The sequence below is a fragment of the Qipengyuania sp. ASV99 genome, assembly GCF_047872805.1.
Lineage (GTDB): Bacteria > Pseudomonadota > Alphaproteobacteria > Sphingomonadales > Sphingomonadaceae > Erythrobacter.
The window spans coordinates 1-13,505 of record NZ_JBLQUK010000018.1 but is presented as its reverse complement, the minus strand read 5'-3'; the positions used below and the strand labels follow the sequence as shown (position 1 = coordinate 13,505).

General features: G+C 60.9%; 15 protein-coding genes and 1 tRNA gene. 11 read left to right on the top strand and 5 right to left on the bottom strand.

Going from position 1 to position 13,505, the window contains the following annotated elements; genetic code table 11:
* Positions 1-353: 353 nt before the first annotated feature.
* Positions 354-440: transfer RNA gene (locus ACM64M_RS14275), tRNA-Leu, on the bottom strand.
* A gap of 221 nt (positions 441-661) precedes the next feature.
* On the opposite strand from ACM64M_RS14275, the gene ACM64M_RS14270 reads away from it, so the two are divergent.
* The gene (locus ACM64M_RS14270; protein WP_416229381.1) at positions 662-889 is read left to right on the top strand and encodes a hypothetical protein; all 228 of its coding nucleotides are present in this window, start codon (positions 662-664) and stop codon (positions 887-889) included.
* On the opposite strand, the gene ACM64M_RS14265 is transcribed toward ACM64M_RS14270, so the two are convergent.
* The gene (locus ACM64M_RS14265) at positions 886-1,905 is read right to left on the bottom strand and encodes a zinc-ribbon domain-containing protein (protein ID WP_416229380.1); all 1,020 of its coding nucleotides are present in this window, start codon (positions 1,903-1,905) and stop codon (positions 886-888) included. The genes ACM64M_RS14270 and ACM64M_RS14265 overlap by 4 nt on opposite strands.
* Positions 1,906-2,093: 188 nt before the next feature.
* Between ACM64M_RS14265 and ftsE the strand changes: the two genes are divergently transcribed.
* The 4 genes from ftsE to ACM64M_RS14245 are packed head-to-tail and all read left to right on the top strand — an operon-like array spanning position 2,094 to position 5,067.
* Positions 2,094-2,861, top strand: a complete 768-nt coding sequence (gene ftsE, locus ACM64M_RS14260) for a cell division ATP-binding protein FtsE (RefSeq protein WP_416229379.1) — start codon at positions 2,094-2,096, stop codon at positions 2,859-2,861.
* A complete protein-coding gene (locus tag ACM64M_RS14255; protein WP_416229378.1) occupies positions 2,858-3,799 on the top strand; it encodes a cell division protein FtsX in 942 nt (313 codons plus the stop codon). Before ftsE ends, ACM64M_RS14255 begins: the two co-directional genes overlap by 4 nt.
* Before the next feature lie 4 nt (positions 3,800-3,803).
* Positions 3,804-4,346, top strand: a complete 543-nt coding sequence (locus ACM64M_RS14250; protein ID WP_416229377.1) for a YdcF family protein — start codon at positions 3,804-3,806, stop codon at positions 4,344-4,346.
* 1 nt (position 4,347) lies between these two features.
* Positions 4,348-5,067, top strand: a complete 720-nt coding sequence (locus tag ACM64M_RS14245) for a lysophospholipid acyltransferase family protein (protein WP_416229376.1) — start codon at positions 4,348-4,350, stop codon at positions 5,065-5,067.
* A gap of 8 nt (positions 5,068-5,075) precedes the next feature.
* On the opposite strand, the gene ACM64M_RS14240 is transcribed toward ACM64M_RS14245, so the two are convergent.
* Both ACM64M_RS14240 and hisC read right to left on the bottom strand, forming a co-directional pair.
* Positions 5,076-5,984: a prephenate/arogenate dehydrogenase family protein gene (locus ACM64M_RS14240; protein WP_416229375.1), complete on the bottom strand. Its 909-nt coding sequence runs from the start codon at positions 5,982-5,984 to the stop codon at positions 5,076-5,078.
* Positions 5,981-7,084: a histidinol-phosphate transaminase gene (gene hisC / locus ACM64M_RS14235; protein WP_416229374.1), complete on the bottom strand. Its 1,104-nt coding sequence runs from the start codon at positions 7,082-7,084 to the stop codon at positions 5,981-5,983. The genes ACM64M_RS14240 and hisC overlap by 4 nt, the downstream gene beginning before the upstream one ends.
* A gap of 128 nt (positions 7,085-7,212) precedes the next feature.
* Here hisC and metX point away from each other — a divergent pair, with 128 nt between their 5' ends.
* Together metX and metW are read left to right on the top strand one after the other, a co-directional pair.
* A complete protein-coding gene (gene metX, locus ACM64M_RS14230; RefSeq protein ID WP_416229373.1) occupies positions 7,213-8,319 on the top strand; it encodes a homoserine O-acetyltransferase MetX in 1,107 nt (368 codons plus the stop codon).
* A complete protein-coding gene (gene metW / locus ACM64M_RS14225; protein ID WP_416229372.1) occupies positions 8,316-8,918 on the top strand; it encodes a methionine biosynthesis protein MetW in 603 nt (200 codons plus the stop codon). Before metX ends, metW begins: the two co-directional genes overlap by 4 nt.
* 12 nt (positions 8,919-8,930) lie before the next feature.
* Here the strand turns inward: metW and ACM64M_RS14220 are convergent, their stop codons facing one another.
* Complete coding sequence (locus ACM64M_RS14220) at positions 8,931-9,323, bottom strand: VOC family protein (RefSeq protein WP_416229371.1); 393 nt, start codon at positions 9,321-9,323, stop codon at positions 8,931-8,933.
* Positions 9,324-9,435: 112 nt separating this feature from the next.
* Between ACM64M_RS14220 and ACM64M_RS14215 the strand changes: the two genes are divergently transcribed.
* From ACM64M_RS14215 to ACM64M_RS14200, 4 genes are all read left to right on the top strand, one after another.
* A complete protein-coding gene (locus ACM64M_RS14215) occupies positions 9,436-9,843 on the top strand; it encodes a hypothetical protein (protein WP_416229370.1) in 408 nt (135 codons plus the stop codon).
* A 45-nt stretch (positions 9,844-9,888) separates the two neighbouring features.
* On the top strand, positions 9,889-10,560 hold the full coding sequence (locus ACM64M_RS14210) for a glutathione S-transferase family protein (RefSeq protein ID WP_416229369.1): 672 nt from the start codon (positions 9,889-9,891) through the stop codon (positions 10,558-10,560).
* An 82-nt stretch (positions 10,561-10,642) separates the two neighbouring features.
* Positions 10,643-11,056 carry a peptide-methionine (R)-S-oxide reductase MsrB gene (gene msrB / locus ACM64M_RS14205; protein ID WP_416229368.1) on the top strand — a complete coding sequence of 138 codons (414 nt, stop codon included), beginning with the start codon at positions 10,643-10,645 and terminating at the stop codon, positions 11,054-11,056.
* Positions 11,057-11,175: 119 nt separating this feature from the next.
* Positions 11,176-13,437 carry a transglycosylase domain-containing protein gene (locus ACM64M_RS14200; protein WP_416229367.1) on the top strand — a complete coding sequence of 754 codons (2,262 nt, stop codon included), beginning with the start codon at positions 11,176-11,178 and terminating at the stop codon, positions 13,435-13,437.
* Positions 13,438-13,505 lie beyond the last annotated feature (68 nt).

Sequence of the window (13,505 nt, the reverse complement as noted above, 5' to 3'; positions counted from 1 at the left end):
AAACTTGTTCGTTGTCTTGCTCATAAGGACTCCATCTACTCAAGAGTTGGAGCCTCCGGCAATCCCGGGGCGGTTCAATGTGCTGGGGTGAGTACAGAACAAGCTCCTTGAGCTGACGCTTTGATAGTATCCTCATCACGATATTCCCTGTGAAGAGAGCATCGCGATGCCCCGGTTTACGACAATACCCAGGCGGGCATCACGCTATCAGGATCAGAGGGAGTCGCCAATCAGGCTGAACATGGCGGCACATTTCTGGCCGCTGTGACGCATGATTTCAGGTGGGCTGGAGGGTGGGCTAAATTTCAAGCGTTGACCCAAATCCTTGAAATGCAGTCATAATTTCAAGGGATTGGTGCGGTCGAGAAGACTCGAACTTCCACGGGCTTTCGCCCACAACGACCTCAACGTTGCGCGTCTACCAGTTCCGCCACGACCGCACTCGGGTTCGGCAGGGGATGATGCTCCCCTGCGAGGTAGGAGCGGGCCACTAGCAAGGGGCCTGTGCTCGCGCAAGCGCTTTGATGCGGCCTTGCGCGGCCAGCCGGGATGATCGGTGATTGGATTGGCGTGGTTAAGGGTTGGGGGTCGACTGTCCCGCTGAGGGACCGCCTTACCAAGTGCCTTGCGAACAAGGTAAATCCTGCGGCAACCATTTCGCATGAGCCTGGCTACAGCCCTTCTCCTGATTGCTCAGAGCGTCGCCCCATCAGCGGCCGATGCGCCGGTTGCTACAATGGCTTCGGTGCGCGCCAGTGCGACCGTTCTGCGCCCCGCGGTGATCACTTTTATTACCAACAACGTCCCCGAGAATACACTGAGCCACGGCGCTGAGGGTATTCAACGACATAGCGATGCGCAAGGGACCGTCTGGATCGAATTCAGCTAATTGGGTGACCATCCGATTTCGGCAGACTTTGCCGATGCGGGAATATTGGTTACGGCCTCTGTTACGTTGAGGCTTTCGCCTGGCGCCAACTCGCGTTTCGATGGGACCACGACCCAGCTGTAGACGTTTTTCTTGCGCTCATCGCGAAATACGATGAGCAGTGCGGGAACATTGACGCTGGTTTGTCCGATGTTGTTGATGCTGCCGCGCACCCGGAATATTTCCTCTCCGGATTCAAGCACTTCCTTACGTTGCTGCGCGGCAGGGAAATCCAGCTCAAGATCCGCTTTACCGATGCCAAATGTCGGGCGAGCAACCGGGAACCAATCTGGCAGACCATAATAATTGACTGCGACCACAGTCCCCGACGCGAGCAGTGCAAACACGGCAGCTGCGATGGTCCACATCTTGAGTGAATTGCGCCGACGAGTAAATGGCGGACTATAATCAAAGTGTGACCCTTCGCCTGGATCATAGTCTTCGTCGAAATCGTAATCGGCATCGTCGCCGGTTTGATTTGCGCCGGCCCCTTGCCCGGCCAGCGGGTCGGCATCAGGATCAAAGGCATCGGCTAATGTATCTTGCAGCTCGTCCGCCGACGAAGAGAGCGGGGCGGCATCGTTTGGATCCTGAATCGTGCCTTGACGCAGGACGCGCGCGGCAATTCCTTCTCCCGTTGCATCGCTTGCAGTTGCACTGCCGGTGGATGCTGGATGTTCTCCGGTCCGCCAATGGCTGATCGAGGGACCCGGCGCTTCACTGGAACTTGGAGGAGGAGGCGGCGCGGGAGGCGGCGTTGCGGGCGTCGGTGCCGGAGTCGATTGCGACGGTTCGTCTTGCTCTTTTGCCGCATTGCCGGCTTCTTCGGCACTGGCCTGCTCCACCAGATCGAGTGGCGGCGGGTCCTGATGCCAGCTGTGTTTGCATTTGGCGCAGCGCACGGTCCGCCCCTCGCTGCCGATTGCAGTTTCCGGCACGACATAGCGCGTGGCGCAGGCAGGACACGAAATGATCATTGTCATATCGGCAATAAGGAGCAGCGATATGCGCACAAGGGGCGCAAGGCCCCAGCGCGGCGAATCGAGGCTTTTTTCCACATTGGAACGCAGTTCTCCTGTGGATCGCACCGCGAAGAGGTGGATTGGCGGGCAATTACAGCCTTGCGGGGCTTTCCCCGATGATGGTGCGCTGATAAACGCGCGCGATGAATGATCGACCGACAGAAATCGTCAAATTCGACAATGTCGGCCTGCGCTATGGCACCGATCCAGAGGTTCTGAGCGATCTAAGCTTTACGCTGTTTCCGGGAAGTTTCTATTTTCTGACCGGGGCTAGCGGAGCGGGCAAGACCAGTCTGCTCAAACTGCTTTACCTCGCCCAGCGCCCTTCGCGTGGCAGCATCCGGATGTTCGGCAAAGACATGATAACGCTGCCGCGAACGCGTTTGCCCGATTTTCGGCGGCGGCTGGGCGTGGTGTTTCAGGATTTCCGGCTGGTCCCGCATCTTTCGGCGTTTGACAATGTCGCGTTGCCTTTGCGGTTATCGGGCACGGACGAGGTCAAGATCATCAAGGCGGTTTCGGACATGCTCGAATGGGTCGGCCTGTCGCACCGTGCCGCCGCAATACCGGCAACCATGTCGGGCGGCGAACAACAACGCGTTGCCATCGCCCGTGCCGTGATCGCGCGGCCCCAAATGCTGATTGCAGATGAGCCAACGGGCAATGTCGATCCCGATATGGCGCTCAAACTGCTGCGCCTGTTCGAAGCGCTTAACAACCGGGTTGGCACCACGATTATTGTCGCCACCCATGATGTGCACTTGCTCAAGAAAGTACCGGATTCGCTGATTATGCGCCTGCAAAAGGGGCAATTGTCCGATCCCACGGGTGCCCTGCGCTATCCCCCTCGGCCCTCGCCCAAACCGGCGTCCAAGGCACCGTCGCGATCAGAGACGGGAGGGCCAATATGAGCGCGCGCCCACCGGCTGAAAAGCCGACCCGTCTCCCTGCATCGCTCAAGGGCAGCGCAAGCGCGCGGTTGCTGCCACAGAGCCGGTTGGCGGGGCCGATACCTTGGGTGATTGCGATACTGATTGCTCTGGTGGTGATCGCATCGGCAGGTGGGCTGGCGCTGCGCAATCTGGCGGAAAATGCGCGCGCTGACCTGTCGGGCGCGGTGACAGTGCAGATCATTGAAGCCGATCCCGAAGTCCGCGCTGCGCAAGCGGGCGCAGCGGCAGAGGCGCTGGGCGATCATCCGCTTGTCACGTCGGTTCGGATTGTGCCCGAAAAAGAGCTGGCTGAATTGCTGGAACCATGGCTGGGTGCCAGCGCAGCGAGCGAGGATGTGCCGATCCCGGCGCTGATCGATGTCGAATTGCGCCGCCGGGCGAACAGCGATGAAATCGCGCAATTGCAATCCGTGCTCGATCGGGCGCTGGCGCAAGATGGCGCGGCCGCGCGTGTTGATGCGCAGTCGCAATGGCTGCGCCCGGTTTATGATGCGCTGGCAGCGCTGCAATATCTTGCGCTGGCGCTGATCGCGCTGGTGGCATTTGCCACGGCAGCGGCGGTGTGGTTGGCAGCCCGCAGTGCCTTTTCTGCGCACCGCGAAACGGTGGAGATTATTCACCTGCTTGGCGGAACTGATGCTCAGGTGACACAAATATTTCAGCGTTCGGTGCTGCGCGATGCGGCGTTCGGGGCGGTGATCGGACTGCTGCTGGGACTGGGTGCGGTGTGGTTGTTGGGACAGCAATTTGCGGCGCTCGACAGCGGGATGATTGGCGGCGGCGGGCTGGGTTTAACCGATTGGCTGGTGATTGGGGCAATTCCGCTGGGCGGTGTCTTGCTCGCTTTGATCACGGGGCGCATAACGATTGGCCTTGCGTTGAGGTCGATGCTGTAATTTCATGACTGCGTTTCGCTATATTTTTTCCGCTGCTGTGCTGATCTGGGTGCTTGGCTTTCTGTGGTTCACAGTCACCCTGCCGCAGCCGGCTGCGAAGGTTGCAACCGATGCCGTGATCGTGCCGACCGGCGGGGCCGGGCGGATCGCGCAGGGGCTGGCCGTGCTCGACGCCGGGCTGGCGAAGAAAATGCTGGTCACTGGGGTCGATCCCGAAGTCACGTCTGCGGAATTTGCCGCTGAGTTCAAGGTTGATGCGGCGCGCATGGAATGCTGCATCACGCTGGGCTTTGCAGCGGTCGATACACGCAGCAACGCGACCGAAACCGCCGAATGGGTCGATGCCAATGCGATCACTTCGCTGCGGCTGGTCACCACCGATTGGCATATGCGCCGCGCGGCGGGGGAACTCGACAGGACGTTGCCGCCCTCCATCACAGTGGTGCGCGACGCGGTTCCATCTGCTCCGAGCACGGGCAGCCTGTTCCTGGAATATCACAAATTGCTGGCTAGCCGTGCGGCGGGTCTGTTCGGCTTGCGAGGATAGATTGGCGTTTTTCCGCAGCCTGTTATTCTACCCGGTCTTTTACGGGATCAGCGCGGTGTTGGTGGTGGCATCGTTGCTCGCGGTTTTGCTGGGGCATCAGCGTTTGCAGCGGATCGTTGCGCTGTGGGGTGCATGGCATCGCTGGTGCGTGCAGCACATTCTAGGAATTACGATCATTCAGGAAGGCGCGGTTCCCGACGCACCGGTGCTGATCGCGGTCAAGCATGAAAGCTTTTTTGAGGCGATCGACATGCCGCGCCTGTTTGCTTTCCCCACCGTGTTTGCGAAACGCGAACTCTTCCTGATCCCGGGCTGGGGCTATTCGGCGAAGGTCTACGGCTTGATCCCGGTCGCGCGCGACAAGGGCGCGCAGGCGCTCAGGCAGATGATAGCAACGGCAAAGCTGCGGGTGAATGAGGGCCGACCGCTGGTGATTTTCCCTGAGGGCACACGTGTTGAGCATGGCCAGGAACCGCCGCTGCAATCAGGGTTCGCGGGGATATACAAATTGCTTGGCCTGCCCGTGGTGCCCGTCGCCGTGAACAGCGGGCCGCTATATCATGGCCTTATCAAGCACCCAGGCACGATCACTTACCGCGTCGGGGAAACGATCCCGGCGGGCCTGCCGCGCGGCGAAATTGAGCGCCGGGTTCACCGCGCGATCAATGCGCTCAACACCGGGTGCAGCGTGCCAGACAACGGGGTTCCCGCCAACGCCTGAAAGGAATGTCAGGCCCCATGATCCTTGCGTCCGAAATCGGGGCGGTCGTCATCCTGCCCTTCCTCGATCACAGCGCGGCGGATTGCGCGGGTGCGGTCAAACAATTCGAATAGTGTATCTCCGTCGCCAGATCGGATTGCGCGTTGCAATGCGGTCAAGTCTTCGGTGAAGCGCCCAAGCATTTCGAGCACCGCGCCCTTGTTCGACAGGAACACATCGCGCCACATCACCGGGTCCGATGCGGCAATGCGGGTGAAATCGCGAAAGCCCCCGGCTGAATATTTGATGACTTCGCTGCGGGTCACCTCTTCCAGATCGCTCGCCGTGCCGACGATGGTGAAGGCGATCAAATGCGGAATGTGGCTGGTGACCGCCAGCACCAGATCGTGATGCGCAGCCTCCATGATCTCGACCTTGGCGCCCAGTCCGGCCCAAAATGCGCTCAGCGCTTCGACCTTGTGCGGGTCGGCACCATCTGGCGGGGTGAGGATGCACCAGCGATTGGTGAAGAGGCTGGCAAATCCCGCTTCCGGCCCGCTCTGTTCAGTACCGGCCACCGGGTGTGCGGGAATGATCGTGTACCCAGGAAGCGCGGCGGCGAGGGCTTCGGCCACGCTTTGCTTGGACGAACCGACATCGCTGACGATGGCATGCATTGGCAGCGCCTCGGCAATCGCACCGGCCGCTTCTCCCATCGCGCCCACCGGCACGCAGAGGATTACCAGATCGGCTTGGCGAACAGCTTCTGCCGGGCTTTCGCAGACCTCGGCGACCAGCCCGCGTTCACTCGCTACCGCGCGCACGTGAGGATTGGCGTCGAAGCCAGTGGTGGCAATGTCTGGCGCGCGCTCTCGCAAGGCGAGCCCGATCGAACCGCCCAACAGCCCCAGCCCGATGATGGCAACGCGCTGGATCATGGCGCTTCGCCGCAAAGCTGCCGCAACACTGCGATCACGCGGGTCATGTCGCCTGATTTGCCGATGGTGATGCGCAAGGCATCGGGCAGACCTTGGCTTGGCAAATGGCGCACGGCATAGCCCGCTTCGGCCAGCGCGTTGAGCGCGGTTTCGGCTCTCACTTCGCCGTCAAAGCGGACCAGCACGAAATTCGCTTCGCTCTGCACTGCCGCCAGCCCGTGATTGCAAAGCGCCGCAATCGCAGCAATAAAGCGCGCGCGCTCGGCGGTGTTGTGCGCGCGGCTGGCCTCGACGAATTGTTGGTCGTCCAGCGCGGCAAGTGCAGCCTTCTGTCCGCTGGAAGTGACGTTGAAGGGACCTCTGATCCGGTTGATTACGTCCACCAGCGCAGGCGCGCCCGTGGCCCAGCCGATCCGTTCGGCGGCTAGGCCATAAATTTTTGAAAATGTTCGTGTTACCAGCACATTGTCATGCGCTGCAGCCAGCGCGAAACCGACGGATTGCGCGTCAGCATCAAGATATTCGGCATAAGCCTCATCCAGCACCATCAGCACATCGGTGGGCAGCCCAGCGTGCAGCCGAGCAATTTCTGCGGGCGTGATCCAGGTGCCGGTGGGATTGTTGGGATTAGCAAGAAATACAACCCTCGTGCGCTCGCTTACAGCCGCCAGAAGCGCATCCACGTCGGCGGTAAAGTCCCGGTCTGGGGCTTCGACCGGCGTAGCGCCGCAGCGCCTTGCGGCGATGTCGTAAACCACAAAGGAGTGGCGGCTGAACAGCACTTCATCGCCCGTTCCGGCAAAACCCTGCGCCGCGAGGTTGAGCAATTCGTCTGAGCCAGTCCCGCATACGATCCGTGCCGGATCGAGCCCGTGGAGCTCCGCTATTCCAGTGCGCAGCGCTTTGGCATCGGGATCGGGATAGCTGGCCGCTTCTCCGCGTGCGCTTTCCAGCGCAGCCAAGGCCGCCGCACTGGTGCCGAGCGGGTTTTCATTCGCCGACAGCTTGATCAGCGCACGCCCGTCGCTCGCAGCCGATTTGCCTGGGGCGTAGGCGTGAATGCCAAGGATATAGGGTTTGGGGACGGGTGCATGTGTCATCGTATTTGCGCTTGAAAGAAAAACAGCCCTTCGACAAGGTCGGGACGAAGGGTTAAGGGGCAAAGCTTCAGATTTTCCATCCGTGCCGAGCTTGCCGAAGCACTGCACTTTCTTCGGTTTAGCGAATAGTGTCAGACACATCACTTTGTTACGATCTGCCCGGTGATCTTCCGCTTGATAGCGGGCAATCGCTGGTGGGCGCGCGGATTGCCTATCAAACCTATGGCGAGCTAAACGCGGATAGATCCAATGCGGTGCTCATCTGCCATGCACTGACCGGCGATCAATATGTTGCAAGCGACCATCCGATCACCGGCAAACCGGGGTGGTGGGAGCGCATGGTCGGCCCGGAAAAGCCGATTGATACCAACCGTTTCCATGTCATTTGCGCCAATGTCATCGGCAGCTGCATGGGATCGACCGGCCCGGCCAGCCTAGCCAGCGATGGCGCGCCCTATGCCATGCGGTTCCCGGTCATCACCATCCGCGATATGGTGCGCGGGATTGTCGCGCTGCTCGATGGGCTGGGGATCGCCCAATTGCACACGGTCGTTGGCGGTTCGATGGGCGGGATGCAGGCGCTGAGTCTTGCTGCAAATTGGCAGGCACGCGCTGCAAGAGTGCTGGTAATCGCTTCAACAGCGCGTCATTCGGCACAGAACATCGCCTTTCATGAGGTCGGACGGCAGGCGATCATGGCCGACCCGGCCTGGGCCGATGGCGATTATTATGCGCGCGCCGCATCGCCCGACAACGGCCTGGCGGTGGCGCGGATGGCAGCGCATATTACCTATCTTTCGGAAGAGGGGCTGACCGCAAAGTTCGGGCGGCGGTTGCAGGACCGTGCGGCCAAGAGTTTCGGCTTCGACGCCGATTTTCAGGTTGAAAGTTATCTGCGCTATCAAGGCAGCGGTTTCACCCAGCGGTTTGACGCCAACAGCTATCTCTACATCACGCGCGCCATGGATTATTTCGACCTTGCCGAAGAATTTGGGGCTGAGGAGCATGGCGGCAAACTCGCTAGGGCCTTTGCAGGCACAGAGGCCCGGTTTTTTATCGTCAGCTTTGACAGTGACTGGCTCTATCCGACCGCTGAAAGCCGCCATATTGTCCATGCCCTGAACGCTGCCGGGGCCAAGGTCAGCTTTGTCGAGCTCAGCGCGCCGCATGGGCATGACAGTTTCCTGCTCGAACACGAACAATTGGACCGGGTGGTGAAGGGGTTCATCGAATGACGCCCGCGGCTCCCTTTCTGCGCCCTGACCTTACGGCGATTGCGCAGCATGTGACGCCCGGCAGCCGGGTGCTCGATATTGGCTGCGGCGACGGGGCGCTGATGGCCAATCTGGAAACGGCGAGCGACTGCGACGCGCGCGGGATGGAACTGGACGGCGAGCTTGTCGAACGCTGTGTTGCGCGCGGGCTGTCGGTGGTGCAGGGCGATGCCAATATCGACCTGGCAGAATATCCCGACAAGGCGTTCGATTACGCCATCCTCAGTCAGACCTTGCAAACCGCGACCCGGCCAGATCTGATGCTGGATGAATTGCTGCGGGTGGGTCGCCGCGCGTTTGTCAGCTTCCCCAACTTTGCGCATTGGCGCACGCGCACCGCGCTGCTGCTGGGCGGGCGGATGCCGGTCACCCGCGCCTTGCCGGTGAGCTGGTATGAAACCGACAATATCCACCACGTCACGGTGGAGGATTTCCGTGATCTGGCAAAGGCCAAGAACGCCCGGATCGACCGTTCCTGGTTCTTTGCCGATGAGCGCGCCATTTCGCCGGTCGGGGCAAACTGGCGCGCCGAATTCGCGGTGTTTGAACTCAGCCGTTAACCGCCGGGCGTCTCATCCCTCGCGGTGGATGCCGCAAACCTTGTGGCCATCGGGATCGAGGAAATAGCACAGGTTCATCACTCCCATGCCGCCAGAGCGGGGGCCGGGTGGGTCTTCGACGCTGGTGCCGCCATGGGCCACTGCGACATCGTGCAATTGCTTGACCTGATCCAGTGAATTGCATTTGAAGCCGATGGTAAAACCATTGGCGCAATTCGCAGGCTCACCATTGATGGGCTCGCTGATCGAAAAGGTGCTGCCATCATGGCTATAGAACAGGCGCGTATGGCCGGTCGCGTTGACATTGACGAACGGCTCGCCCGCGCCGAGCACGCCGAGCACGGCGGTGTAGAACGCTTTGGAGCGTTCGATATCGTTCGATCCGATCATGATGTGGTTGATCACTGGCTTCTCTCTCCTGTTGGAAGTGCGGATAGCAGGTAGAGTTAGCGCGCTGCCCCGGCAACCTGTTAATTGCCGTAGCCAGCGGTTCATCCGGCGCGCTATATAAAACCCTATGAGCCTATCATTTCCCGGATTTTTCGCCGCCCTCTTGCTGCTGCAAGGCGCACCCACTGCCATCGCCCCTGCGGAAGCTGATGAAATGGCTGTGCCGAGCCTCGATCAGATTCCGATCGAACAGGCCGCCGCGCCGCGTTGCGGGGTTGCCTTTGCGCTGGTCGGCCGCTGGCAAAGGGCGGGCGAACCACGCGGTTCGGCCTATCCCGACATGAATAGCGAAGGCGGGCGTGAATTCTTCGTGCGCAGCATGGCAGGCCTGATGGACAGTCAGGGGATTTCACGCGAAGCCGTGGCCGCGATGGTCGCCGCCGAAGCTGAATCGCTGGCGACCCCCGAAGGCGAGCAAAAAGTCGCAGCGATGATGCCCGCATGCCTGTTGATGAAACAGAGCGCCGGGCTTTAGACCCTGTGGATTTAGGCCCGGATTTGGGGCAAGAGAACCTTTGCAATGTGGCAGCTTTACCAATTTCCTCTGTGTCCGTTTTCGCGCAAGATCAGGCTTCTGATGGGGGAAAAAGGCGTCGCCTATGAATTGGTGCGTGAAGACCCCTGGGCCGCATCCGACCTGTTCCTGAACCTCAATGCGGCGGGGCGCACGCCGGTGTTGGTGAACGAGGAGAAGGGCATCACGCTGGCCGATAGCCGCGCGATTGGCGAATATCTCGAAGAGACGGTCGACCGTTCGCCAATGATCAACGGAACATCGGCGAACCGGGCAGAAATTCGCCGTTTGACCGCGCTGTTCGATGAAAATTTCTACGCCGATGTGACCGCGCCGCTGTTGCTGGAACGGATGAAGAAACGCATCGTGCTGCGCCAACCGCCTGACAGCCGCGCCTTGCGAGAAGCGATGCGGATGGCGCATGGGCATCTCGATTATATGGATTGGCTGATCGACAACCGCCCATGGATCGCCGGATCGACGATGAGCATGGCCGACCTTGCCGCGGCGGCGCAGATCAGCGTTGCCGATTATCTCGGCGGAATCGACTGGGCCGGGCACGAACAGACGCGCGGATGGTATGCCGTGTTCAAGAGCCGCCCCAGCTTTCGCCCGCTGCTTACCGAACGCATGGATGTGATAAAACCGCCTGCGCATTACGCGCAGGTCGATGGGTAGAGCAGTGTAGTTAGGTCGCCCGGATCGGCCTTGCGCTCTATCCGGTTTGAACCAATATTACGCGGGACATAAAGGACCGAGCATGGACAATTCCGATCCCCGCAGCGTGACCGACGCCGAATGGCGCGCCAAACTTAAACCCGAACAATATCATGTCCTGCGCGAAGCAGGGACCGAACGCGCCTTTACTGGCGCATATGACAAGCATTTCGCCGAGGGCGAATATGTCTGCGCCGGTTGCGGAACCGTTCTGTTCGCCAGCGACGCCAAATACAACAGCGGCTGCGGGTGGCCTGCCTTTACCCGGCCTGCGCAGGATGAAACGGTCGAAGAACGCCGCGACGTATCATTCGGCATGATCCGCACCGAAGTGCTGTGCAGCGCTTGTGGCGGCCATCTTGGCCATGTTTTTCCCGACGGTCCGCCAGAGGCCGGTGGGATGCGCTATTGCATCAATTCCGCCGCGCTCGATTTCGCGCCGGAAAAGGACGCATAGCCCAGCTGTTCGCGGACCAATTCTGCGCACATTTTTACCGGGCTTGTTCACGCCGGGTTACAACTGTTCTATGCAGGCCTTGCTCCGCTGGATCGGTCTATAAGGTGCGAAAAATCTGAATGTCGAAGCGGGGTGATACTCTCCAGAACAAAGGCAAACGCGGTGCCCGCCGCGCGGCGGCGGAGCGGGCTGGCTCTGGTGGTGCCTCGACTGCGGGCAAGACGCGGTTGTCGCGCAATGGCAAATCGTCTGGGGGTTCGTCGGGCGGTGCAAATGGGGGAGGGCCGCAGCGACCCTCACTCTTTTGGAAATGGACCAGACGCATCGCTCTATGGGGCGGCGCTGCGGCGTTGCTGGGGGCGATTTTCCTGGCCTTTGCAGTCGGCTTTGCCGCGCGCTCGATCCCCAGTTTTTACCAATTGAAGGCGAACCAGACCGGCCAGACCATCCTGGTGCGCGCGCGCGACGGTAGCGAGATCGTGGAGATCGGCCCCAGCTATGGCGAATGGCTGGACTATGACGAGTTGCCCGAAAACATGCGCAACGCCATGATCGCGGTCGAGGATCGGCGTTTTCATTCGCATTTCGGGGTAGATTTCTGGCGCACCGGCGGGGCGATTGTCGAAGGTGTGATGGGCACGCGCGAACGGGTCGGGGGCACCTCGACCATATCGCAGCAGCTGGCGCGCAATCTGTTCCTTTCCACCAACCGCACGGTCGATCGCAAGGCCCGCGAGGCGGTGCTGGCGATGGCGCTCGAATGGCGCTTTACCAAAGAACAATTGCTCGAACTCTATCTCAACAAGGTCTATTTCGGTGGCGGCGCATACGGGGTGGACAGCGCCAGCCGCAAATTCTTCAGCCACCCCGGCACCGAATTGAGCGTGGCTGAGGCCGCGATCATCGCCGGGCTGGTGAAAGCGCCAAGCCGCTATTCCCCGACTGCCGATGTGCAGGCGGCGGTCGACCGCGCGCAGGTCGTGCTGCGTTTGATGCGCGAACAGGGCTATATCACCGCCGAACAGGCATTGGTCGATGTCGATTCGGTCAAGCTCAAACAACAATCGGGTCAGAATTCGGTCCGCTATTTCACCGATTGGGCGCTGCCGCAGCTCGATATCTTGTTGCCCGAAACCAATGCCCCGCTGGAAGTGTGGACCACGCTCGACGTTGGGATGCAGCGCGCGGCGACCGCTTCGATCGATTCCAACACGCCCGCAGGCTCGCAAGGCGCTCTGGTGAGCCTCGATCGCGATGGTGCGGTGCTCGCGCTGGTGGGCGGCACTGATTATGTTGAAACGAATTTCAACCGCGCGACCAACGCTTTGCGGCAGCCGGGGTCATCGTGGAAATTGTTCGTCTTCCTCGCCGCGTTGGAGGCTGGATACACGCCCGAGGACCGGGTCAAGGACGTGCCGGTCACGATTGAAGGATGGAGCCCGCGCAATTCCAACGGGCGCAATGTTGGCGAGACCGATCTGCGCACCGCCTTTGCCTATTCGATCAACACGGTCGCCGCGCAATTGGGCAATGAAGTCGGGTTTGGCACCGTCGCTTCGATGGCGCGGCGGTTCGGCGTGACCAGTCCGATTTCCACCTTTCCCTCGATGGTGCTGGGTTCTTCCGAGGTCCGCCTGATCGAAATGACCCGCGCCTTTGCCGCAGTGTCGGCGGGGGGCATGGCGGTTGAACCTTACGGTATCCTCAAAGTCACCACTTCCGATGGAGAGACGATCTACGAACATGAGCGCGCGCGCGAAACGCAGCTTGTGCCCGATTATGTGGCGGCGGGGATCACCGATCTGTTGCAGGCTGCGGTGCAGACCGGCACGGGCCGCGCGGCGCAGATTGGCCGTCCTGTGGCGGGCAAGACCGGCACGACCACGTCGAACAAGGACGGCTGGTTCGTCGGCTTTTCCAGCGGGATCACCACCGGCGTGTGGATGGGGCGCGACGATGCCAAGGCGGTCCCCGGATTGCAGGGTGGACGCGCACCCGCGCAGGCCTTTGCCGCCTATATGCGGTATGCGGTGAAGGACCGTGCGGTCGAGGAATTCGACACTGAGCTCAATCTCCCCGATTGGCAGCTAGAACCCGATGAAGAAGCTCTATTTGGCGACCCTGACGAATATTACTTCATCGATGAGCAGGGCAATATGATTGAGCCGGGCAGGCGCGACACATTTGACGAAGCGTTTGATGAGGACGGCGGCGGTCAAGGCGGGCTGGTGCCAGTGCCCGAACCTCCATCGGCGGCGAGCGACGATTTTCTCGAACAGGCGACCGGTCAATCGGTGGACCCGCGTGAGCGTCAGCGGCAACGCCCGCCGCCTGCGCCCAATTCACGGCCACCGCCTCCCCCCGCGACCGCGCCGCCGTGAAATTAGCGCTCTGGCAGCTGCGCCAAACAAAAGGCCCCCCGCGCCGGGGGCGCCGGGGGGCGGTTGCG

Coding starts and splice junctions, on each gene's coding strand:
- ACM64M_RS14265 (WP_416229380.1), bottom strand. CDS start 1,905: ATGATCATTTCGTGTCCTGCCTGCGCCACGCGCTATGTCGTGCCGGAA.
- hisC (WP_416229374.1), bottom strand. CDS start 7,084: ATGACACATGCACCCGTCCCCAAACCCTATATCCTTGGCATTCACGCC.
- metW (WP_416229372.1), top strand. CDS start 8,316: ATGACGCCCGCGGCTCCCTTTCTGCGCCCTGACCTTACGGCGATTGCG.
- ACM64M_RS14255 (WP_416229378.1), top strand. CDS start 2,858: ATGAGCGCGCGCCCACCGGCTGAAAAGCCGACCCGTCTCCCTGCATCG.
- ftsE (WP_416229379.1), top strand. CDS start 2,094: ATGAATGATCGACCGACAGAAATCGTCAAATTCGACAATGTCGGCCTG.
- ACM64M_RS14200 (WP_416229367.1), top strand. CDS start 11,176: ATGTCGAAGCGGGGTGATACTCTCCAGAACAAAGGCAAACGCGGTGCC.
- ACM64M_RS14250 (WP_416229377.1), top strand. CDS start 3,804: ATGACTGCGTTTCGCTATATTTTTTCCGCTGCTGTGCTGATCTGGGTG.
- ACM64M_RS14215 (WP_416229370.1), top strand. CDS start 9,436: ATGAGCCTATCATTTCCCGGATTTTTCGCCGCCCTCTTGCTGCTGCAA.
- ACM64M_RS14270 (WP_416229381.1), top strand. CDS start 662: ATGAGCCTGGCTACAGCCCTTCTCCTGATTGCTCAGAGCGTCGCCCCA.
- ACM64M_RS14210 (WP_416229369.1), top strand. CDS start 9,889: ATGTGGCAGCTTTACCAATTTCCTCTGTGTCCGTTTTCGCGCAAGATC.
- ACM64M_RS14240 (WP_416229375.1), bottom strand. CDS start 5,984: ATGATCCAGCGCGTTGCCATCATCGGGCTGGGGCTGTTGGGCGGTTCG.
- msrB (WP_416229368.1), top strand. CDS start 10,643: ATGGACAATTCCGATCCCCGCAGCGTGACCGACGCCGAATGGCGCGCC.